Here is a 22,344-nt window from a genome sequence, read left to right as displayed (position 1 = left end):
GGAAGTAAATATGTCAAAAGTTAGAGTTAGATTTGCACCAAGTCCAACAGGTTATTTACACATTGGTGGACTTAGAACGGCACTTTATAATTATCTTTATGCCAAAAAACATGGCGGAGAAGCTATTTTAAGAATTGAGGATACAGACAGAACTAGATATGTAGAAGGGGCAATCGAAAATTTAATTGAGTCTCTAGAATGGGCAGGCATATCTCATGATGAGGGTGTTTGTGTTGAAAATGGAGAAGTAACTCAGAGAGGAGAATTTGGACCATATATTCAATCGCAACGTCTTGATATTTACCAAAAATATGTAGATGAATTAATTGAAAAAGGTCACGCTTATTATTGTTTTTGTTCTAAAGAAAGATTAGATAATTTAAGAGAAGAACAAAGAATTAAAGGTAAAGTTCCTAAATATGATGGTCTTTGTCGAGGAATACCTCTAGAAGAAGCAAAAAAAAGAATAGAGGCTGGAGAAGATTATGTAGTTCGACTAAAACTTCCTAAAGATAAAGATATTATATTTAATGATTTAGTACGTGGCAAAGTTAGAATTAATTCTGACGAGATGGATGATCAAGTTCTTATGAAATCTGACGGGTTTCCAACATACCACTTAGCAGTAGTTGTAGACGACCACCTAATGGGCATAACTCATGTTGTTAGAGGTGAAGAATGGCTTCCATCTACTCCAAAACATGTTTATTTATATGAATGTTTTGGTTGGGACGCTCCGACTTTTGTTCATCTTCCAACAGTTTTAAATAAAGACAGAAAGAAACTCTCAAAAAGACAAGGCGATGTATCTGTAGAAGACTTCCGAAAGAGAGGATATTTACCAGAAGGAATTGTAAATTATTTAGCTTTAGTTGGTTGGTCTCCAGAAGATGGCAATGAAATTTTAACAATGGACGAGCTAAAAGAAAAATTTGACTTTGACAGAGTCGGCAAGAGTGGTGGAATTTTTGACACAGATAAACTTAATTGGGTTAACTCCCACTATATCAAATCTTACGATTTAGACAAACTTGCCAAACTTTCAATTCCATTTGTAGTTAAATCTGGACTCATGACTGAAGAAGAAATTAATTCAAACTTTGATTGGTTTAAAATTTTAATCGATACTGTACGTGAGGCAATTGATAAACTCGAAGACATTCCAGAACATATTAAATTCATTTTTGGCGATATCAAAATCACGGAAGAAGATGCAAAAAGCGAGCTTGCTCAAGAACATGTGCCGACACTTTTAGACTCTTTTATAAAAATAGTAAAAGCACACGATGAAATTGACATGGAAATTGCTAAAGGACTCATGAAAGAAGTACAAAAAGATTCCGGTGTGAAGGGCAAAAAACTTTACATGCCAGTTAGAGCTGCTATATCAGGAAATGTACATGGCCCTGAAATGCAAAATATTATTTATCTAATAGGAAAAGATAAATTAATTGAAAGAGCAGAAAAAATAAAAGCTGAAATTTGTTAATATTTACTCCGATTCATTTTGGATCGGAGTTTTTTTAATAATAAAACTTTACAATGTTTTATAAACACAGTTTTCTTGTGTTATAATTTAAATAATGATGATTAAATAAACTAGAGGTGTGACGTGAAAAAAACTATTAGAGATTATGATTTTAATGGCAAGACTGCCTTAGTTAGAGTAGATTTTAATGTACCTTTAAAAGATGGTGTCGTTACAGGTGATGACAGAATTGTAAAGGCAATTCCAACAATAAATTATTTATTGGATAATGGTGCAAAAGTTGTTCTTATGAGTCACTTGGGACGACCGAAGGGCAAGTACAACAAAGATATGTCAATGGAAGCAGTGGCTAAAAAAACTTCTGAATTATTGGGAAAAGATGTTAAATTTATTGCATCTAAAGAGGTTATTGATGAAAAAGTATTGGAAGAAGTAAAGAATCTTAAAGCTGGTGAAGTTGCTCTTCTTGAAAATTTGAGATTTAATCCTGGTGAAGAAAAAAATGATAGTGATTTTTCAAAAAAATTGGCATCTCTTGGAGATATATTTGTAAATGATGCATTTGGCACAGCTCATAGAGCTCATGCTTCTAATGTTGGCGTTACTGAATATTTGCCTTCAGCAGCGGGATTTTTGATTGAAAAAGAAATTAAATATTTTGATGAGGCTTTAAAAAATCCTCAAAGACCATTTGTTGCTATTCTAGGTGGTTCTAAAGTTTCTGACAAGATAGGAGTTATCGAAAATCTATTAGATAAAGTTGACTCTCTTGTAATTGTGGGTGCGATGGCTAATACTTTCTTGAAATCAAAGGGACTTGAAGTTGGTAAATCTTTGGTTGAAAATGATAAACTTGATTTAGCAAGAAGTATAATGGCAAATGCAATTGAAAAATCTGTAGATTTAATAATTCCTGTTGATGCAGTTGTTGCTGCTGAAGTATCCGAAGAAGCTAAAGCAAAAACTGTGGAAGTTGATGATGTAAGTTTAGATGATATGATTTTGGATATTGGTCCTAAATCTGTTGCAAACATAAAAGATAAACTAGAAAATGCTAAAACTGTGATATTAAATGGACCATGTGGTGTTTTTGAAATAGAACAGTTTTCACATGGCACAATTGAACTTGCAAAAATTTTGGCAAATCTTGATGAAACTGTAATTGTTGGAGGTGGAGATTCTGTTTCTGCTGTTGAAAAAGCTGGTGTTGCGGATGCTTTAACACATATTTCAACTGGCGGAGGAGCAAGTCTTGAGATGCTTGAAGGCAAAATATTGCCGGGCATTGATGCTGTAGAAGAGGGAGAAAATGCGTAAAAAATATATTTGTGGAAACTGGAAGATGAACAAGACTATTGATGATTCTAAGGTTTTTGCTGATGAGATTAATAATAAAGAATTAAACGATGTAGATATTTTAATAGCTGCACCTTTTACAAATTTAAAATGTTTAAAAAAACATATAGATGGCAATATAAAAATTGCAGCACAAAATGTTTCACAATTTAGTGATGGAGCATATACTGGAGAGATTTCAACAGGTATGTTAAAGGCTATTGGAGTTTTTGATGTGATAATAGGACATTCTGAACGCCGTGAAATCTTTGGTGAAAAAGACGATATGATAAATGCGAAAGTTAAGCGTGCTTTAGATGATGATATGAATGTGATACTTTGTGTTGGCGAGACAGGAAAAATTAGAGATGAGCAAAAACATTTTGATTATGTCAGCGACCAATTAAAAAAAGCATTACGAGGAGTTTGTCCATCTGACAAACTGACAATAGCTTATGAGCCTATATGGGCAATTGGTACAGGTAAAACTTGTGAAGCTTCTGATGCAGAAAAAATGTGTGCAAATATCAGGAAAACTATTAAAGATAATTTTGGAGATATTGCACAAGATTTAAGAATCCTTTATGGTGGTTCTGTAAAACCAAATAATGCAAATAAAATTCTCGGTATGGATAATATAGACGGCGTTTTGGTTGGTGGAGCAAGTTTAGAAGTTGACGATTTTGTTCGAATAATAAATTATAAGGAGCAATCATGAAACCGGTTATGTTAATAATCTTGGATGGTTTGGGTTTAAACAAAGACTATCCAGGAAATGCGGTAAAACTTTCCCACACACCTACTTTAGATAAACTCTTTGCACAAACAAGTAACACACAAATTATGGCGAGTGGAGAGTATGTAGGGCTACCTGCTGGCCAAATGGGTAATTCTGAAGTTGGTCATTTAAATATTGGTGCAGGCAGAGTTATATATCAAGATTTGACAAAAATAACTGCTGCCATTAAATCTGGTATTTTTGACAAAAATCCAAAATTTAAAATGGCAATGGATAATGTAAATAAAAATAACTCAAGTATGCATTTAATAGGACTCCTTTCTAAGGGTGGAGTGCATTCTCACATGGATCATTTAATTGCACTTGTCAAACTAATGAAAAAAAATGATATCAAAAAAGTTTATATACATGCAATTACAGATGGGCGTGATGTATCACCATTTGCTTCTCGTGATGATATAAAAGAATTTGAAAATGAATTAAATGAAATTGGTATAGGTGAGATTGCGACAATTTCAGGCAGATATTTTGCCATGGATAGGGACAATCGTTGGGAAAGAACTGAAAAATATTATAATAATTTGACTTCAGATATATATTTAACTGGCAAAAATGTTTTTGAGTATATTGAGTCGTCTTATGATAATGAAATCACAGATGAATTTTTAGAACCAGCTAAATTTGTAGAGGGTTCTGATATTAAAACTAATGACTCTGTAATATTTTTTAATTTCCGTCCTGATAGAGCAAGGCAAATAACAAGAGCTATTACAGATGAAAAATTTACAGGTTTTATTAGACAAAAGATAAATGATTTAGTTACAGTTACAATGACTGAATATGATAAGACAATAACAAATAAAATAGTAGCATTTGAGGATGAAATTCCAGAAGATACTTTAGGTGAAGTTTTGGAAAAAAACAAAATTAGACAGCTTCGAATCGCTGAAACAGAAAAATATGCTCATGTGACATTTTTTTTCAATGGAGGTAGAGAAGTACCTTTTGAAGGCGAAGATAGAATACTTGTCCCTTCACCAAAAGTTGCCACTTACGACTTAAAACCTGAAATGAGTGCCGAAGAAGTTTCTCAAAAAGTAAGGGAAGGTATAGCTTCAAATAAATATGGTGTAATAATATTGAACTTTGCCAACCCAGATATGGTTGGGCATACTGGAGATATAGATGCTGCTATAAAAGCTGTAGAAACTGTAGATAGAGAACTTGCCAAAATTTTAGATGAACTTGAAAAAATTGGTGGAGTAGCATTAATCACAGCAGATCATGGTAATTGTGAATATATGTTAGATGATAAAGGTAATAAGGTTACACGCCATAGTACTAATCCAGTCCCTCTTTTTGTAAAGGGAATGGATGTAGAACTTAGAGGTGATGGAGCACTTTGTGATATTGCTCCAACTATTTTAGATATATTGGATATTCAAAAACCTGAAAAAATGACAGGGAAAACATTAATTTCTAGGAGGATAAAATGAGTTTAATTGATTATGTTTATGCAAGAGAAGTGCTTGATTCAAGAGGCAACCCTACAGTTGAAGTAGAAATAGGTACAGAAAATGGCGGATTTGGAAGAGCAATTGTTCCAAGTGGTGCTTCAACTGGGATACACGAAGCATGTGAATTGCGTGACAAAGACGAAAGATATGGCGGCAAAGGTGTAGAAAAAGCTGTAGAAAATGTCAATGTAAAAATCGCAGAAGAGCTCGTGTATTATGACTGTTTCGATCAAATTGGAATAGATCAAATGTTAATTGAACTCGACAACACAGAAAATAAAACTGAACTTGGAGCTAATGCAATTCTTGGTGTATCACTTGCAGTGGCAAGAGCAGCTGCCAATGAAGCAGGTCTTCCTCTATATCAATATATAGGTGGTATTAATGCAAAAGTACTTCCTATTCCAATGATGAATATCATAAATGGTGGAGAACATGCTGATAATAATGTTGATATTCAAGAATTTATGATAATGCCAGTTGGAGCAGAAAACTTCAAAGAAGCTCTTAGAATGGGAGCTGAAGTATACCACTCACTCAAAAAAGTTTTAAATGAAAAAGGTCTTTCAACAGGTGTTGGAGATGAAGGTGGTTTTGCTCCAAACCTTGATTCCAATAAAAAAGCTTTTGATTGTATAATTGAAGCCGTAAAAAAAGCCGGTCTTGTTCCAGGCGAAGATATTGTTCTTGCTATTGATGCTGCAGCTTCTGAATTTTATGATGATGATAAGAAAAAATATGTACTTGCAGGTGAAGGCAAAGAACTAACTTCAGAAGAACTTTCAAAGTTTTATGAAGAATTAGTAAATGAATATCCAATTTATTCTATTGAAGACGGACTTCATGAAGATGATTGGGAAGGTTGGAAAAATTTAACTGAGTTATTGGGCGATAGAGTTCAATTAGTTGGAGACGACTTATTCGTTACTAATACAAAGAGGCTTCAAAAAGGTATCGATGAAAAAGCAGGAAATTCAATTCTTATTAAATTAAATCAAATAGGAACTGTAACAGAAACTTTGGATGCAATTGAACTTGCCAAAACTCACAATATAACTTCAATAATTTCTCACAGATCAGGCGAAAGTGAAGATTCAACTATAGCAGACTTTGCAGTAGCAACTAATGCAGGATTTATAAAAACGGGCGCACCTGCTCGAAGCGAGAGAGTCGCTAAATATAACGAACTTTTGAGGATTGAAGATGAACTTTCTGGCCTATCAAAATATCCTGGAATGGACGCATTTTTCAATTTAAAATAATGAGAATATATTTTATAAGACATGGAGAGGCTGAGTCTTCTTACGAAAATGATTTTACAAGAAATCTAACAACTGCTGGCAGAATCAAACTTCACAAAACTTTTGCAGCTTTTGCTAAATTTTTTTCAAAATTAGAAGATTACAAAATTTATAGCTCTCCCCTTAATAGAGCAAAACAGACCGCAGAAATATTGAGCGAATATTTAAAAAAAGATTTTGGAATAAAAGAATATTTAGCAACAGGTCCATTAAATCAAATTTTAGATGACTTTGAACCTAATTCAAACTATATATTGGTAGGTCATGAGCCTTTAATTTCTAACTGGATAAGAGAATTGACAAATGAAAATGTAATAGTTTCACGTGGAAGTATTCATTTAGTCGAGCTTGATTTAGAAAAAAGAAAGGGAAGACTTTTAAAAATAACTATTTAAAATAAAATAATAAATAAAGAGGTAAAAAGATGAATAAAAAAATAATAACTATAGCACTTACAACAGCTCTTTCAATTGTGTTCATCACCTAATAATAAAAAAGCAAATGAAGCAGCTGAAAACAATACAAAGACTTCAACAGAAGTTACTAACAATAAAAAAGAAACTGTGGAAACACCAGAGTTAAAAGATGGTAAATACACAGGTAAATCATCTGAAGATGACCACGGTGGACATGTAGAAGTTATAATAACAGTTTCCGGTGGAGAAATAACAGATACAGAAGTTAAAAATTTTAACAAAGATGGAACCGAAAAGGATGAAAACTATGGAAAAGAAGCTGGAGAAGATGGATATAAAATAGCACAAAAAACACTAGAAGCTTCTAAAGAATATGGTAAAAGCCTTACAGAAAAAGGTGAAGTATCCGAAGTAGAAGCAATAAGTGGTGCAACTTCTTCTTATAACCAATTTGTAGAAGCTGCTAATGATGCAAGTAGTCAAGCTAAATAATTGGATTATAATTAAACTGCATATTTTAATTTTTATTGAATAATTTTGTATAAAAAATAAATGGCTCTATCATACTAGGTAGAGCTGTTTTTATGTTTAAAAGTCCTTTAAGCTAAATTAATAAATTATCTAAATTAATTTTGTTTTAGTATATAATCTATAATAAAGACAACTGTATTTTATATAAATTGATTAATAAGAGGAGAATAATTTTGAAAAAAATTTTATTAATAGAAGATGATACTAATTTATCAGAACAAATTTATGCATATCTAAATGAAAATTTATATGAGGTTACTCAATGTTATTCTTATAAAGACGTGCTAAATAAAGTTAATTCTGAATATGATTTAGCTCTCTTAGATATCAATTTGCCAGATAATGAGGGTATTAATTTACTCAATATTCTTAGGGAAAATGATATAAGAGTTATAATAACAACTGTGAAAAATGATGAAAAATTTATTGTTAAGGCTTTAGATAATGGTGCAGATGATTATATAATAAAACCTTTTAAACTTTCAATTTTAAGGGCAAGGATAGATAAAACTCTAAGAACTGCACCAATAATGGAAGATGAAGTGATTTTTAAGGATTTATACTTGGATAAAAAGAGGGCAATTGTTTATTATAAAAAACAGACACTCGAATTGACTGCTTTAGAATACGAAATAATGTCTCTTTTTATCAATAATCCAAATAGAATATTTACAAGAGATTATTTACTCGAAAGATTTTGGGATAAAAGAGAAAGGTTTGTAAATGACAATACTCTTACTGCAACAATAAAAAGAATTAGAGATAAGAGTTCGAGAGATATAATAACAACAATACGTGGAATTGGATATAGGTTGGACTAATGATTTACTTATTATACATACTCAGTCTGGTTTTCTTATATTATTTTTTGAATAGGAAAAAACAAAACCGAATAAAGCAATTAGAAAATTTGATAGATAGGTTAGGAAAAAAAGACTATTCAATACCAATGATTCAAGATGAATTTTCTTTACTTGAGGATAAAATCTATAAAATATTCACACAACTCATAGAATCAAGAGAAGAGTTGGATAAAAATTCAAAAAAGCAAATTGAAAATCTAGAAAACATTGCACATCAAGTTAAAACGCCAATAACTTCAATGCTATTTGATTTAGAAACTCTCAGCACAAATGAAGATAATAGAGAAAAAATAAGTAGAATTGAATTTCAGTTAAATAGACTAAATTCACTTTCTGATATTTTATTGAAGCTGTCGAGTTTGGATTCCAATGTAGATAATATGCAAAAAAGAGAAGTATTAATTTCAGAAGTTATTGATTATACAGTTGATATTTTACGAGATGATATAGAATATAAAAATATTTCCATTATTTCAGATGTTCATAATTATATTATAAATGCGGATTATTATTGGGTTTGTGAAGCCTTTATTAATATTTTAAAAAATGCGATTAATTTAAAGAATATTTCATACATAAAGGTTAGTGCTAGTAAAAATCCCATATATACACAAATTTTAGTAGAAGATGATGGCGGTGGAATAGATGAAAAATGCTTAAACAAAGTATTTCAACGTTTTTATAAAACTCCTGACTCTAACGGATTTGGTATTGGTCTTGCTATGGCAAAGACAATTATTGAAAACAATAATGGTAATATCTCGGTTAAAAATGCAGAAGAAGGAGCTGTTTTTGATATAAAATTCTATAATGTCACCTAAATGTCATTTTAAATTATTATCATTAAAGTGAAATTGGGAGGTAATTAATAGAATGGAAATAGTTAGAACAGAAAATTTAGTCAAAACCTATGGAGATAAAGAAAATTTAGTCAGTGCTATTGATGGTGTGAGTCTAAGTATGGAAAGAGGTGAATTTGTAGCTATAGTTGGGCCAAGTGGTTCAGGCAAGTCAACTTTATTGCATTTATTGGGAGGAGTTGATAATCCGACTTCTGGTAAAATTTATATTGATAATAATGATATATCTAAATATTCATCAAAAGAACTTGCACTATTTCGTAGAAGAAAGGTAGGACTGATATATCAATTTTATAATCTAATACCAAATCTTACCGTAAGACATAATATAGAACTTCCACTCAAACTAGACAACAAAAAAGTTAAAGAAGAACAATTATTAGATATCGTTGATAAATTAGGAATAAGAGATAAATTAGAAAATTTTCCATCTACTCTTTCTGGTGGGCAACAGCAAAGAGTTGCTATAGCTAGAAGTCTTATATATCATCCCTCTATAATATTGGCTGATGAACCTACAGGCAATTTAGATAGAAAGAACTCGAGAGAAATTCTTGAAATTTTAAAATATTTTAATAGAATGCAAAAACAAACTATTATTATGATTACTCATGATGAGAGTTTGGATCTTGAAGCACAAAGAGTTATCACAATTGTAGATGGAAAGATAGTGAGTGATGAGAAAAATGAATAATAAAAACATTTCTATTTCAATATCTTTACTAATCACTTCTTTATTTTTTACTTTTGTTTTTTATTTCGGTTATAAAAATTTTACAGATAATTATAATTCATATAGAAATAGCTCTATATACGATGCTCAAATTAAAACACAGACGACACCAGATGTTGTGGACAAATTAAAAAACATTGATAATATAGCAGAAGTAGGACAATTAGCAGTCGTCAATAAATCAGCAAAGCTAGATGACAAAACTCTATTTTTAAATTATCAAGATTTGGGTTTTAATAAAATGCTAGAAGATGGCATCTTGAGAGAAGGGGAGTTTCCAACTCGAGATAATGAAATATCAATTTCTAATGATATAGCCGACCAATTAAATTTGAAAGTCGGAGATAAAATTGCACTACAAATTGGAGATAGAATCTCAAAGGGTGTTGTCATTGATCCAGTATCCAGTGTTACTAAAGATGAACAGTTTAAACCAGATTATATAAAGGAATTTTTGATAACAGGGATTACTAGAAATACTGTAAATAAAAATATGAAAATAAGTTATGCCACTACTTCTTTAGAGGGTAGTAAAGCCGCATATACTTTTTTTAGATTCGAAAATTTTAAAAAAGCATACGAAAAAAAAGATATTCTCGAACAACAATTAAAAACTATTTTAAACAAAGATAAAGTTGAACTTGAATTTAGTAATACTATGAAAAATTATTATAATGTTGATGAGTCATTCATAAGACAGAATACAAATAAAATAATGGATGGTTTTGCAGTATTAGTGACTTTATCAATTTTCATTTTCTTTGTGAAAAATATATTCACTGTATGGGGTCTTAAAAAAATCAAAGAGATTTCCATGTATAAATCTATAGGTTCAACTGATTTTCAAATATTTAAACTCTTGCTAAAAGAAGGAATAAAGATATCCTTTATCCCAATAATTATAGGTCATATATTAGGTTTTTTTTCGATTAATTTATTGTATATTTTGATACAAAATATTTACAGCAAAATGGAGGGCTACGACGAAGTTCTAAAATTTATAGAATTTAAACCTATTCTGTCGGCTATAGTTATTGTGTTCTGTTTCTTAATTATTTTTGTGGCGATATTTGCACCTTCAAAAAGAATATCAAAGATAAATATTGTAGAAGGATTAAAAGGTAATTTTGATATAAAAGACATAAAATTAAAAAGAAATAAAGATATATGGAAAGAATTGAGAATAAATAATCTAAAATCAATTAGTTCGCAGCGTTATATTTCAACATTAGGAGTTTTAATTATATCAATATTTCTAATTATTTTGACTTTAGCAAAGTACAATAGGATTAAGAGTTATTATGAATATGATACAAATGTTTATATTTATTATCACAGCAAAGATGAAAATGTGCCGGAAGTATTAAAAAATATTATACAAGACACCAAAAACGATAAGGCAGTTATATCCTCAACAAAATATATATCCCTTGCCCCTAATTTAAATTTTTCTAAAGAATTTAAAGATTTAAAGCTTAAAGAGAAAATGCAAAAATATTTCGATCAAGGTGAAGATTTATATCTCGACGGATATATAACGGCACTTGATGATAAAACATTTGAATATTTAGGAGGTACAAAAGGAGAAGCTCTTCTTTATAACCAAGTACAAACTGATCCTACAGAACCGCTATCTACTGCAGAGTACACAAAATATTTTTCGGATATAAAAAAATTAAATTATTCAATAAATCAAAAAAAGGAATATAGCTATTCAATAAAGATTGATAAATTAATAAATAATTTGAAAGATTATAGGCAAAGATTGTTACCTTATGATGTGTTAATATTTGTTGATTTTGATACTTATTTTAGTCTGCTAGATGAATGGAACAAGTATTATATTGAAAATAATGACGAAAAATTTAGAAATACCTACGAACTTCGAATGAAAGTTGATGACGACAATCTGGATTCTTTAAAAGAAACATTAAATAACAAATTAGATAGTTCAATTTCTTATTATGAATCTTATAATATTATTACTGGAGATTTGATTAAAGAAGGTCAGAGTACAGATATCAAAACTTTTAGTTTAATGATTTTATTTATAGCATTTATAATATTTATTTTTAATGTTACAAATGGCTATTCTTCGATTAATCTAAGCCTATTAAGTAGAAAGAGAGAGATAGGAAGTTTGAGTTCTTGTGGAATTGAAAAAAATGATTTGAAAAATAAGTTTACAAAGGAGTTTTGTCTTGAACAATTAAAATCTTTTATTATAGTTTTAATACTGACCATTATTATAATTTCTATAATAGCATTTTTGTCACCTACGATTAACTTTAAAATTATGACTAAATATTTTGAATACAAATATTTTATTTTATTTAGTTTGATAATTTATGGATTAAATATTATTATTTATAGGATGACACTAAGTAATATACTAAAAAAACCAATTATTGATTTAATAAGAAACGAATAAATTATTGATAAGTTCAAAACCGGCTTAAACAGTGGAGAATTATCCATTGTAAGCCGGTTTTGATTTCTATATTTATTTATACTTCTTGTCTTTATCAGTGTTTCTTGTAGTTTTGACGCAATCTTTATCCAAATTACAACAACTCAATGTATTATTTCCAAAAGTGTTTTTATTTGCTTTTGCCAATCTATCTATAAAATTTTTGATTTTCTTCATAATATCACCTAGTTTTTATTTATCCTTTTTTCTATATTTTAAACATTTCTTAAAAGGTGATTCTATCACAACTTACTTGTAATAATTAAATAATAAATATATAATGTTTTAGGTAATGTTATGAAAATATTGATAAATTTTTGAAAGGAATAATATGAAAACTTCTTATATACTTATGATAATCACAATACTGTCTAAAGTTTTTGGATTATTAAGGGAAAAAGCTCTAGCTTATTTTTTTGGTGCAGGGCTTGTTGCTGATATATTTTTAATCGCTTTTCAACTTCCTATGACTTTTACTAATGTAATAAGCGGTGCTGTTGCCAATGGATATATTCCAATGTATGACAGGATTAAAAGTGACGATGGTAAAGTGAAGGCCGATAAATTTACTACAAATCTTGCTAATATTTTATTTGTGATTTCTTTAGTTGTTACTGTATTTTCCATAATTTTTGCCAAACCATTGGTTAAACTTATGGCAGAAGGCTTTACTGGTGAAAAACTTGAACTGGCTGTTTTTGTATCCCGTGTTGCTATGCTATCAATTGCTATTACTGCTGTTAGTTCAATTTACAAGGCATATCTTCAAATATATGGAAAATTTATTGTATCTGTTTTGCATTCTATACTGATGAATATTATCGTAATAGCTGCCATGGCAATTTCTTATAAAATGGGCATAAATTATTTGGCGGTTGGCATATTACTGGCTTTTATACTTCAATATTCTATATTTATTTTGCCTATTAGAAGGACTGGCTACAGATACAGACTTGCAATTGATATGAAAGATTCTAATATAAAGAAGATGTTTCATGATATTCTTCCGATTTTAATTTCAACTTCTGCTATTGAAATTAATTTCATGATATCTAGATCTCTTTCGTCTGGACTTTTTGTGGGTGGAATTTCTACTTTAAATTATGCATATAAATTGCAGTCCTTTGTTACAGGTATTGTTGTAACATCAATTATTACTGCAACTTATCCCAAAATTGCAAAGTTTGGGTCTATTAAAGATAAAGATGGACTAAAAACATCTGTAACTGAAGCGCTTAGTACTATGCTAATTTTAGTTATACCGGCAGCTTTTGGATTATTTACTTTTTCTCTTCCAATTGTCAATTTATTATTTGTTGGTGGAGAGTTTACTTTAAAAGATGCCAAGATAACTGCTGTAGTATTATCATTCTTTGCTTTTGGTGTTATAGGTATTGGTATTCGTGAAATAATATCTAGAGTTTTTTATTCTCTAGATGACAGTAAGACACCTGTAATAAACTCAATAATAATAGTTGGAATAAATATAGCATTGTCTTTTATTTTTTCTAATATTTTAGGGATTAAAGGGTTGGCACTTGCGACTACAATATCATTTATAGTTGGAGCATTTGCACTTTATATTTCTTCTACTAAACTTATTGGCAATATTTTTGACAAGAAGTTTATAATAAATATTATAAAAATCACTATTGCTTCAGTTTTGATGAGTTTTATATCTAAATATTTTTACAACTTTTTATACGATAAGCTTGGTTCAAATTTATCTTTAATTGCAGCAATACTTGTCGCTGGTGTAGTTTATTTATTGAGCCTTATTCTTCTTAGAGTTGATGAAATCAAAGAATTATATAATAGCTTTGTAAAAAAAAGTTAAGGATTATTTCCTTTATGATTATATCAATTATAAATCTAAAATCAGTTTGATATTTACAATGTATTACGTGGATATTTGCTTAATTAGGTAAATACTTTTAATTTTTGCTTTAATGGGTAAAAATATATTATAAGAATTAATCTAAAGGAGTTGACTATAATGAAAGTAATTTTTCACGTTGTAGATAAGGACAAATGGGATAGTGTTTTATCCAATGTTAGAGATATCCTAGCTACTGAACCTGACTGCCGTATTGAAATAATTGCAATGTCAAAGGCAGCTAGTTTATTTAGTTCATATTCTGGTACAGACTTCAGTGGAATAATGGGTAACCCAAAAGTAAATATAACTATTGGCCAAAAAGCACTTGAAGAACATAGACTGACACCTGATATGCTACCTCAAGGTATACAGGTAGAGCCACTTGTAATTACTAAAATTGTAAAATTACAAAATGAAGGCTATGGTTATATTAGACTATAATTTAAGAAGATTAAAAATTCATTTTAATTTGGTACTTACTACTATTTAATGATTGAGAATCATTCAAATATTTTTATTTGATATAAATAGTAAAATTAATAATTTGAATTTTGAAAATTCCGCCTGTTGGGTGGAATTTTTTTTAGAAAAAAATTATAAGTTTTCCTTGAAATTTTTATCGTTAAATGATAAAATAGCTAATTGCATAATAATAATTAGAGTGGCGTAGTGTTCTCTAATTTAGTAACTAAACTCATTTGAAAGGCTAGGGTGAAAAGTTAATGGTACATCCTGTGAAATATGGGAAACGTGAGAGAATGAGTTTTTCTCGAGTAGAAGAAGTAATGTCATTGCCAAACTTGCTTGACGTGCAGACTTCATCATTTCAATGGTTAATTGATGAAGGGTTAAGAGAAGTTTTTGATGATGTTTCACCTATTGAGGATTACTCTGGTAACTTGATTTTGGAATTTGGAGATTATTATGTTTCTGATGAAATCAAATATGATATCGACGAATCCAAACAAAGAGATACAAATTATAGTGCACCTTTAAAAGTTAAGGTTAGACTTATTAACACTGAAACTGGTGAAGTTAAAGAGCAAGAAGTTTTTATGGGAGATCTTCCTCTTATGACACCAACAGGTACTTTTGTAATCAATGGTGCTGAACGTGTTGTTGTATCTCAATTAGTAAGAAGTCCAGGTGCTTATTATAAGGAAGAAAGAGACAAAACAGGTAAGAAAATTTACTCTGCAACTTTAATTCCAAATAGAGGAGCTTGGCTTGAATTTGAAACTGACGCTCAAGGTGTAATTAATGTTAGAATCGATAGAACTAGGAAAATTCCAATTACAATTTTACTGCGTGCTATTGGTGTTGAATCTAACAGAGAAATTACAGATGTGTTGGGCGAAAGTGAAGCACTTTCAAAAACACTTGAAAAAGACATCACTTCTAATAGAAATGAAGCGATGCTTGAAATTTACAAAAAACTTAGACCTGGTGAACCTCCAACAATAGATTCTGCCGTATCACTTTTCGAAAATATGTTTTTTGATGATAGAAGATACGATTTGGCAAAAGTTGGCAGATATAAATTCAACAAAAAACTAGGTATTGCATCAAGAGTAGAAGATACATTTGCTGCTGAAGATGTTGTAGATCCACTTACTGGTGAAATACTAGTAGAAGAGGGCGGATATATAGACAGACCTATAGCACAAAAAATTGAAGCTTCTGGTCTTAATAAAATTCTAGTTAGGGCTGAAGAAACTGCTGGAGAAGATTCAAAACATACTATAGTAATAGGTAATAATTTTACATTTACTACAGCTTATGATTTGGACTTCGATATGGAAGAACTAGGTTTTAAGGAAAAAGTATACAAACCATTATTCGATCAATTATTTGAAGAATATGGTGATGATACTGAAACGTTTAAAAAAGAACTTGTAAAAGCTCATAAAGAGCTATCTCCAAAACACATTTTAGTTGATGATATAATTGCTGGTATAAATTATGAATTTGGACTAGAAAACGGAATTGGCGAAGATGACGATATTGACCATTTAGGCAATAGAAGAATTCGCTCAGTTGGAGAATTATTACAAAACCAATTTAGAATTGGTGTTTCTAGAATGGAAAGAGTCATTCGTGAAAGAATGAGTGTGCAAGATGCTGATGCTACAACTCCTCAATCGCTAATTAACATAAGACCAGTTACTGCAGCTATTAAGGAATTTTTTGGCTCTTCACAACTTTCGCAATTTATGGATCAAAACAATCCCCTATCAGAATTAACTCACAAAAGAAGGTTATCTGCACTTGGACCTGGTGGGTTGAGTAGAGATAGAGCGGGTTTTGAAGTGCGTGACGTCCATAACTCTCACTATGGAAGAATGTGTCCTATTGAAACCCCTGAAGGGCCAAATATAGGGCTTATAACATCACTAACAACCTATGCCAGAATAAATGAATATGGATTTATTGAAACTCCTTACAGAAAAGTAGTGGATGGATATCTAACAGATCAGATTGACTACCTAACTGCTGATGTTGAGTATGAGCAAATCATCGCTCAAGCAGATGAAGCATTAAACGAAGATGGAAGATTTTTAGAAGATAGAATTGCTGCTAGAGGTCATGGTGGTAATGCCGATATCTTTGATATTAAAGATGTTAATTACATGGACGTTTCACCTCAACAAATCGTAGCTGTAGGTACATCAATGATTCCTTTCCTAGAAAATGATGACGCCAACAGAGCACTCATGGGAGCTAACATGCAGAGACAAGCTGTTCCGCTTCTTAAAACTGAGGCTCCAATTGTTGGTACGGGCATAGAATATAGAGCTGCCAAAGACTCTGGTGTAGTAATTGTTGCTAAAAATGCCGGCAAAGTAGTTAAGGTTGATGCAAGAAATATAGAAATTGAAAATGAAGTAGATAAGTCTATAGATAGATATAAGCTTCATAAATTTATGGGTGGTAACCAAGGTACTACAATAAATCAAAGACCAATAGTAAATGTTGGTGACAAGGTAAATGCTGGCGAAATAATAGCCGATGGTCCAAGTACTGATATGGGTGAAATGGCTCTTGGCAAAAATATCCTCATAGCATTTATGAACTGGGAAGGATATAACTACGAAGATGCCATGCTTGTCAGTGAAGAACTTGTAATAGATGATGTTCTTACATCACTTCATATAGAAGAGTATGAATCAGAAGCACGCGATACTAAGCTTGGGTCTGAAGAGATAACTCGAGATATCCCAAATGTTGGGGACGATATGTTAAAAGACCTTGACGAAAGAGGAATTATAAGAGTTGGTGCTGAAGTTAAGCCGGGGGACATTCTAGTTGGTAAAGTTACTCCTAAAGGAGAAACTGAACTTTCTGCAGAAGAGAGACTACTTCGTTCCATTTTTGGTGAAAAAGCTAGAGAAGTAAGAGATACTTCTCTGAGACTTCCTCACGGTGAACATGGTATAGTTGTAGATGTTAAAACATTTAATAGAGTTGAAGGAGATGAACTTCAACCTGGCGTAAATGAAATGGTAAGAGTCTTTATCGCAACTAAGAGAAAAATTCAAGTTGGGGACAAAATGTGTGGTCGTCACGGTAATAAAGGGGTTATATCTAGAGTATTACCTAAGGAAGATATGCCTTATACTCCTGACGGTGTTCCAATACAAATTGTACTAAATCCACTTGGCGTTCCTTCTCGTATGAATCTTGGACAAGTTCTTGAAGTGCATCTTGGTCTTGCTGCCAAAAAATTAGGTTGGCATGTAGCTACTCCTGTATTTGATGGCGCAAACGAAAAAGATATCTTTGAAACTCTTGAAAAAGCGGGTTATTCAAGTGATGGTAAAATCCAACTTCGTGACGGTAGAACAGGTGAAGAGTTTGATCACCCTGTTACAGTAGGATATATGTATATGTTAAAACTTCACCATTTGGTGGACGAAAAAATCCATGCTCGTTCTACTGGTCCTTACTCTCTTGTAACACAACAACCACTTGGTGGTAAGGCACAATTTGGTGGACAAAGATTTGGAGAAATGGAAGTTTGGGCTCTAGAAGCCTATGGCGCTTCTTATACTCTTCAAGAAATGTTAACAGTAAAATCTGATGATATAGTAGGACGTGTTAAAACTTATGAAGCTATTGTTAAAGGTGAAAATATTCCTCAACCAGGAGTGCCTGAATCCTTCAAAGTTTTAATAAAGGAACTTGAATCTCTTGCCATAGATGTAAGAGTTTTAGACAATGATGGATACGAAGTCGACCTTGAAGCTGATGAAGATGAACTTACAAGAATTGACAATATGGACGACAGAGCAGAAGAGCCAAAAGAAGATATTACAGAATTAATCGAACAGACATCTGCAAATACTACAGTTGGAATAAGAACAATTTCTACTGAGGAAGTTGAATCTTTTGAGAGCAGTCATTATTACGAAGACGAAGACGACGAAGAATAATATACGAAGTATTTATAGTTTTTAGGAAAGGAGAGAGTGCTCCTTGAGCGAACATGAATTATTCCATTCAATAAAAATAGGTTTAGCTTCACCTCAAAAAATAAGATCTTGGTCTTATGGAGAAGTGAAAAAGCCGGAAACAATTAACTACAGAACGTTAAAACCGGAAAAAGAAGGGCTGTTCTGCGAAAAAATCTTTGGACCAACTAAAGATTGGGAATGTGCCTGTGGCAAATATAAAAGAGTTAGATATAAAGGTGTAGTCTGCGAAAAATGTGGTGTAGAAGTCACAAAAGCAAAAGTGCGTAGAGAGAGAATGGGACATATTGAACTTGCTGCCCCAGTATCTCATATTTGGTATTTTAAAGGTATACCTTCAAGAATGGGGCTTGTTTTAGATATGAGTCCAAGAGCTTTGGAAAAAGTTCTTTACTTTGCTTCATATGTTGTAACATATGTTGAACCAGGCGAAACTTCACTTTATGATAAACAGTTATTAACTGAAATAGAATATAGAGAATTTAAAAGAGAATTTGGCGACAAATTTGAAGCCAAAATGGGTGCAGAAGCAGTAAGAGAACTTCTTCAAAAAGTAGATTTACAAAAAGTAAATGATGAATTGACAGAAGAACTTGAGACTGCAACTGGACAAAAGAGAGTAAGAATTACTAGAAGACTTGAAGTTATTGATGCATTTATACAATCAGGAAACAAACCTGAATGGATGATACTAGATGCAATTCCAGTAATACCACCTGATTTAAGACCAATGGTGCAATTAGATGGTGGTAGATTTGCAACATCTGACTTAAATGATTTATATAGAAGAATTGTAAATAGAAATAACAGACTTAAAAAGCTAATGGACATCAATGCACCTGATATCATTGTGAGAAATGAAAAAAGAATGCTTCAAGAATCTGTAGATGCACTTATTGACAATGGTAGACGTGGTCGTCCTGTAACTGGACCTGGCAACAGACCTTTAAAATCACTTTCAGAAATGTTAAAAGGTAAACAAGGTCGTTTCCGTCAAAACCTTCTTGGTAAGAGAGTTGACTATTCAGGGCGTTCAGTAATTGTAGTAGGACCTGAGTTAAAATTCTATCAATGTGGTTTGCCTAAAAATATGGCACTTGAGCTATTTAAGCCTTTTGTAATGAGAGAGCTAGTGGCAAGAGATTTGGCACATAATATAAAATCTGCAAAAAGAATGGTAGAAAGAGGCAAAGAAGAAGTATGGGACGTGCTTGAAGATGTTATAAAAGACCATCCAGTACTTCTTAACCGTGCACCGACACTTCACAGACTTGGTATTCAAGCATTTGAACCAGTGCTAGTAGAGGGTAAGGCAATAAAACTTCATCCACTAAGTTGTACAGCGTATAATGCCGACTTTGACGGTGACCAAATGGCTGTCCATTTACCACTTTCTACAGAAGCACAAGCTGAAGCTAGGCTTTTGATGCTTTCAACTAATAATATTTTGGCATTAAAAGATGGTAAACCAATTACAACTCCAACTCAAGATATGGTTTTGGGTTGTTACTACCTTACACTTGATAGAAAAGAAAAATTACCTGGCGATGGTTCAGTGTATAGAAATTATGATGAAATGTTTCATGCATATGAATCAGGATTCTTGCATTTACAATCTCATGTATCAGTTAGAAGATTTGCAGACGAGAATGACACTAGAGGTAAAATAATTTCTTCATCAGTTGGTAGATTTTTGGTAAATGAATTTATACCTCAAGATTTAGGATTTGTTAATCGTGAAGAGGATAAATATTCTCTAGAAATTGACCGTGTAATTGATAAAAAATTACTGGGTAAAATTATAGAAAAAACTTATAAAAAACATGGAAACTTAGTTACAGCAACACTTCTAGACAATATTAAGGCTACAGGTTATCATTATTCAACAATCGGGGCAATCTCGATTTCAATGGGTGATGTTCAAATTCCTGATACAAAACCTCAAATACTAGAAGTTGCAGAAAAAGAAGTAGACAAGTATGAAAAAGCATTCAGAAGAGGTTTAATATCTGATGAAGAAAGATATGAAAAAGTAATCGAAATTTGGAATAAGGCTACTGATGACTTAACTGATGATGTAATGGAAGGTTTCGATTCACTTAATAATATCTATATAATGGCAGATTCTGGAGCCAGAGGTTCTAAAAACCAAATTAGACAATTAGCAGGTATGCGTGGACTTATGGCATCTCCATCAGGAAGAACAATAGAAGTTCCAATCACTTCTAACTTTAGAGAAGGACTTACTGTACTTGAGTTTTATATGTCAGCTCACGGTTCTAGAAAGGGACTTGCAGATACAGCCCTAAGAACTGCCGATTCAGGATATTTAACAAGAAGACTTGTAGATGTTTCACAACAAGTAATCGTGACCGAAGAAGATTGTGGAACTGATGAATATTTAGTAGCTAGAGCTTTCACAGATGGAAAAGAACTTATTGAGTCACTTGCTGATAGAATTGAAGGAAGATTTGCTTTTGAAGATATAGTTCATCCAGAAACTGGTGAAGTTATAGTTAAGGCTAATGAAACAATAACTGATGATGATGCAGCTTATATAGAAGAAGTTGGAATAACTGATGTAAAAGTAAGATCAGTACTTGGATGTAAAACTAAAAATGGAGTTTGTGCACATTGTTATGGCAGAAACCTTGCAACAGGATCTGAAGTTGGAATTGGCGAAGCAGTTGGTGTAATTGCAGCTCAATCCATTGGAGAACCTGGTACACAACTTACAATGAGAACATTCCATACTGGTGGGGTAGCGGCTGCAGCCGATATCACTCAGGGTCTTCCGAGGGTTGAAGAGCTTTTTGAAGCTAGAAAACCAAAAGGTCTAGCAGTAATAGCAGAACATGCTGGTGTTGTTGAGATAACAGAGTCAAACAAGAAAAGAGAAGTTGTAATAACTGCAAAAGACGGCACGGTAGATTCATACAATATAGTTTATGGTTCAAGACTTAAAGTCAAAACAGGAGATGAAGTAGAAGCAGGGGATGAACTTACACAAGGTTCCGTATACCCACAAGATTTACTTCGTGTCAAGGGCGAAAAAGGCGTTCAAGAATATATTGTAAAAGAAGTACAAAGAGTTTACCGTCTTCAAGGTGTAGACATCAACGACAAGCACATTGAAATAATAGTAAGACAAATGCTGTCAAAATGTAAAATTGAAGAAGCAGGCGATACAGAATTACTCCCTGGCTCACTTGTTGATGTTGTTGATTATAAGTTAGCAAACAAAAAAGCTGAAGAAGAAGGCAAAGAACCTGCTGTAGGTAAAGTTAACCTTCTAGGTATTACAAAAGCATCACTTGCAACAGACTCATTCTTATCAGCAGCGTCATTCCAAGAAACAACAAGAGTTCTTACAGATGCAGCAATAAAAGGTAAAGAGGACACATTGCAAGGACTAAAAGAAAATATAATCATCGGTCAACTTATTCCTGCAGGAACAGGAGCTCGTATTAATTCTAATGTTCAAATAGGAATAGACGAAAGCTTGAAAGAAGATTATGATATATTAGAAAATTCTGAAGTTATTTCTAAAGAAGAAATCAAAAATGAATTAAAAGAAGAAATAGCTGCTTCAGAAGAAGAATAAGATATAAAAAGATGTTGTGATTTTGCAACATCTTTTTTATGTATGACGGGCATGTTCTAATGCTGGGGTGAAATTCCCTAAGGAGCGTAGTTGTCGACGAATCCCATAGCAACTTGCAAGTTTCACATGGTGACA

At 31.8% G+C, this 22,344-nt stretch carries 16 protein-coding genes; 15 read left to right on the top strand and 1 reads right to left on the bottom strand.

What is annotated here, in order from left to right:
• Positions 1-10 precede the first annotated feature (10 nt).
• The 11 genes from gltX to ABID14_RS08510 all read left to right on the top strand — a co-directional run bounded on the left by gltX (position 11) and on the right by ABID14_RS08510 (position 12,215).
• Positions 11-1,489, top strand: a complete 1,479-nt coding sequence (gene gltX / locus ABID14_RS08560; protein ID WP_354369125.1) for a glutamate--tRNA ligase — start codon at positions 11-13, stop codon at positions 1,487-1,489.
• A gap of 123 nt (positions 1,490-1,612) precedes the next feature.
• Positions 1,613-2,806, top strand: a complete 1,194-nt coding sequence (locus ABID14_RS08555) for a phosphoglycerate kinase (RefSeq protein WP_354369123.1) — start codon at positions 1,613-1,615, stop codon at positions 2,804-2,806.
• Positions 2,799-3,542: a triose-phosphate isomerase gene (gene tpiA, locus ABID14_RS08550; RefSeq protein WP_354369120.1), complete on the top strand. Its 744-nt coding sequence runs from the start codon at positions 2,799-2,801 to the stop codon at positions 3,540-3,542. The genes ABID14_RS08555 and tpiA overlap by 8 nt, the downstream gene beginning before the upstream one ends.
• Positions 3,539-5,059 carry a 2,3-bisphosphoglycerate-independent phosphoglycerate mutase gene (gpmI, locus tag ABID14_RS08545; protein ID WP_354369118.1) on the top strand — a complete coding sequence of 507 codons (1,521 nt, stop codon included), beginning with the start codon at positions 3,539-3,541 and terminating at the stop codon, positions 5,057-5,059. The genes tpiA and gpmI overlap by 4 nt, the downstream gene beginning before the upstream one ends.
• Positions 5,056-6,342, top strand: a complete 1,287-nt coding sequence (eno, locus tag ABID14_RS08540; protein ID WP_354369116.1) for a phosphopyruvate hydratase — start codon at positions 5,056-5,058, stop codon at positions 6,340-6,342. Before gpmI ends, eno begins: the two co-directional genes overlap by 4 nt.
• Complete coding sequence (locus tag ABID14_RS08535) at positions 6,342-6,776, top strand: SixA phosphatase family protein (RefSeq protein ID WP_354369114.1); 435 nt, start codon at positions 6,342-6,344, stop codon at positions 6,774-6,776. The genes eno and ABID14_RS08535 overlap by 1 nt, the downstream gene beginning before the upstream one ends.
• Before the next feature lie 75 nt (positions 6,777-6,851).
• On the top strand, positions 6,852-7,289 hold the full coding sequence (locus ABID14_RS08530) for an FMN-binding protein (protein ID WP_354369112.1): 438 nt from the start codon (positions 6,852-6,854) through the stop codon (positions 7,287-7,289).
• A gap of 212 nt (positions 7,290-7,501) precedes the next feature.
• The gene (locus ABID14_RS08525; protein ID WP_354369110.1) at positions 7,502-8,149 is read left to right on the top strand and encodes a response regulator transcription factor; all 648 of its coding nucleotides are present in this window, start codon (positions 7,502-7,504) and stop codon (positions 8,147-8,149) included.
• Positions 8,149-9,012 (top strand): sensor histidine kinase, encoded by an 864-nt coding sequence (locus ABID14_RS08520; protein ID WP_354369108.1) that lies wholly within the window; start codon positions 8,149-8,151, stop codon positions 9,010-9,012. The genes ABID14_RS08525 and ABID14_RS08520 overlap by 1 nt, the downstream gene beginning before the upstream one ends.
• A 52-nt stretch (positions 9,013-9,064) precedes the next feature.
• Positions 9,065-9,745, top strand: coding sequence for an ABC transporter ATP-binding protein (locus tag ABID14_RS08515; RefSeq protein WP_354369106.1), 681 nt, complete (start codon positions 9,065-9,067; stop codon positions 9,743-9,745).
• Positions 9,738-12,215, top strand: coding sequence for an ABC transporter permease (locus ABID14_RS08510; protein ID WP_354369104.1), 2,478 nt, complete (start codon positions 9,738-9,740; stop codon positions 12,213-12,215). The genes ABID14_RS08515 and ABID14_RS08510 overlap by 8 nt, the downstream gene beginning before the upstream one ends.
• Before the next feature lie 72 nt (positions 12,216-12,287).
• On the opposite strand, the gene ABID14_RS08505 is transcribed toward ABID14_RS08510, so the two are convergent.
• Positions 12,288-12,431, bottom strand: coding sequence for an LDCC motif putative metal-binding protein (locus ABID14_RS08505; protein WP_354369102.1), 144 nt, complete (start codon positions 12,429-12,431; stop codon positions 12,288-12,290).
• Positions 12,432-12,585: 154 nt separating this feature from the next.
• On the opposite strand from ABID14_RS08505, the gene murJ reads away from it, so the two are divergent.
• From murJ to rpoC, 4 genes are all read left to right on the top strand, one after another.
• The gene (gene murJ, locus ABID14_RS08500) at positions 12,586-14,091 is read left to right on the top strand and encodes a murein biosynthesis integral membrane protein MurJ (RefSeq protein WP_354369100.1); all 1,506 of its coding nucleotides are present in this window, start codon (positions 12,586-12,588) and stop codon (positions 14,089-14,091) included.
• Between the two features lie 159 nt (positions 14,092-14,250).
• Positions 14,251-14,574 carry a DsrE family protein gene (locus ABID14_RS08495; protein ID WP_354369098.1) on the top strand — a complete coding sequence of 108 codons (324 nt, stop codon included), beginning with the start codon at positions 14,251-14,253 and terminating at the stop codon, positions 14,572-14,574.
• Positions 14,575-14,855: 281 nt separating this feature from the next.
• Positions 14,856-18,566 (top strand): DNA-directed RNA polymerase subunit beta, encoded by a 3,711-nt coding sequence (gene rpoB / locus ABID14_RS08490; RefSeq protein WP_354369096.1) that lies wholly within the window; start codon positions 14,856-14,858, stop codon positions 18,564-18,566.
• Between the two features lie 43 nt (positions 18,567-18,609).
• Complete coding sequence (gene rpoC, locus ABID14_RS08485) at positions 18,610-22,209, top strand: DNA-directed RNA polymerase subunit beta' (RefSeq protein ID WP_354369094.1); 3,600 nt, start codon at positions 18,610-18,612, stop codon at positions 22,207-22,209.
• The last annotated feature ends 135 nt before the right edge of the window (positions 22,210-22,344 follow it).

Source organism: Peptoniphilus olsenii, from assembly GCF_040545475.1.
GTDB classification, from domain to species: domain Bacteria; phylum Bacillota; class Clostridia; order Tissierellales; family Peptoniphilaceae; genus Peptoniphilus_A; species Peptoniphilus_A olsenii.
Note: the sequence above shows the minus strand (reverse complement) of the source record. Positions and strands in the feature narration are given on the sequence as shown.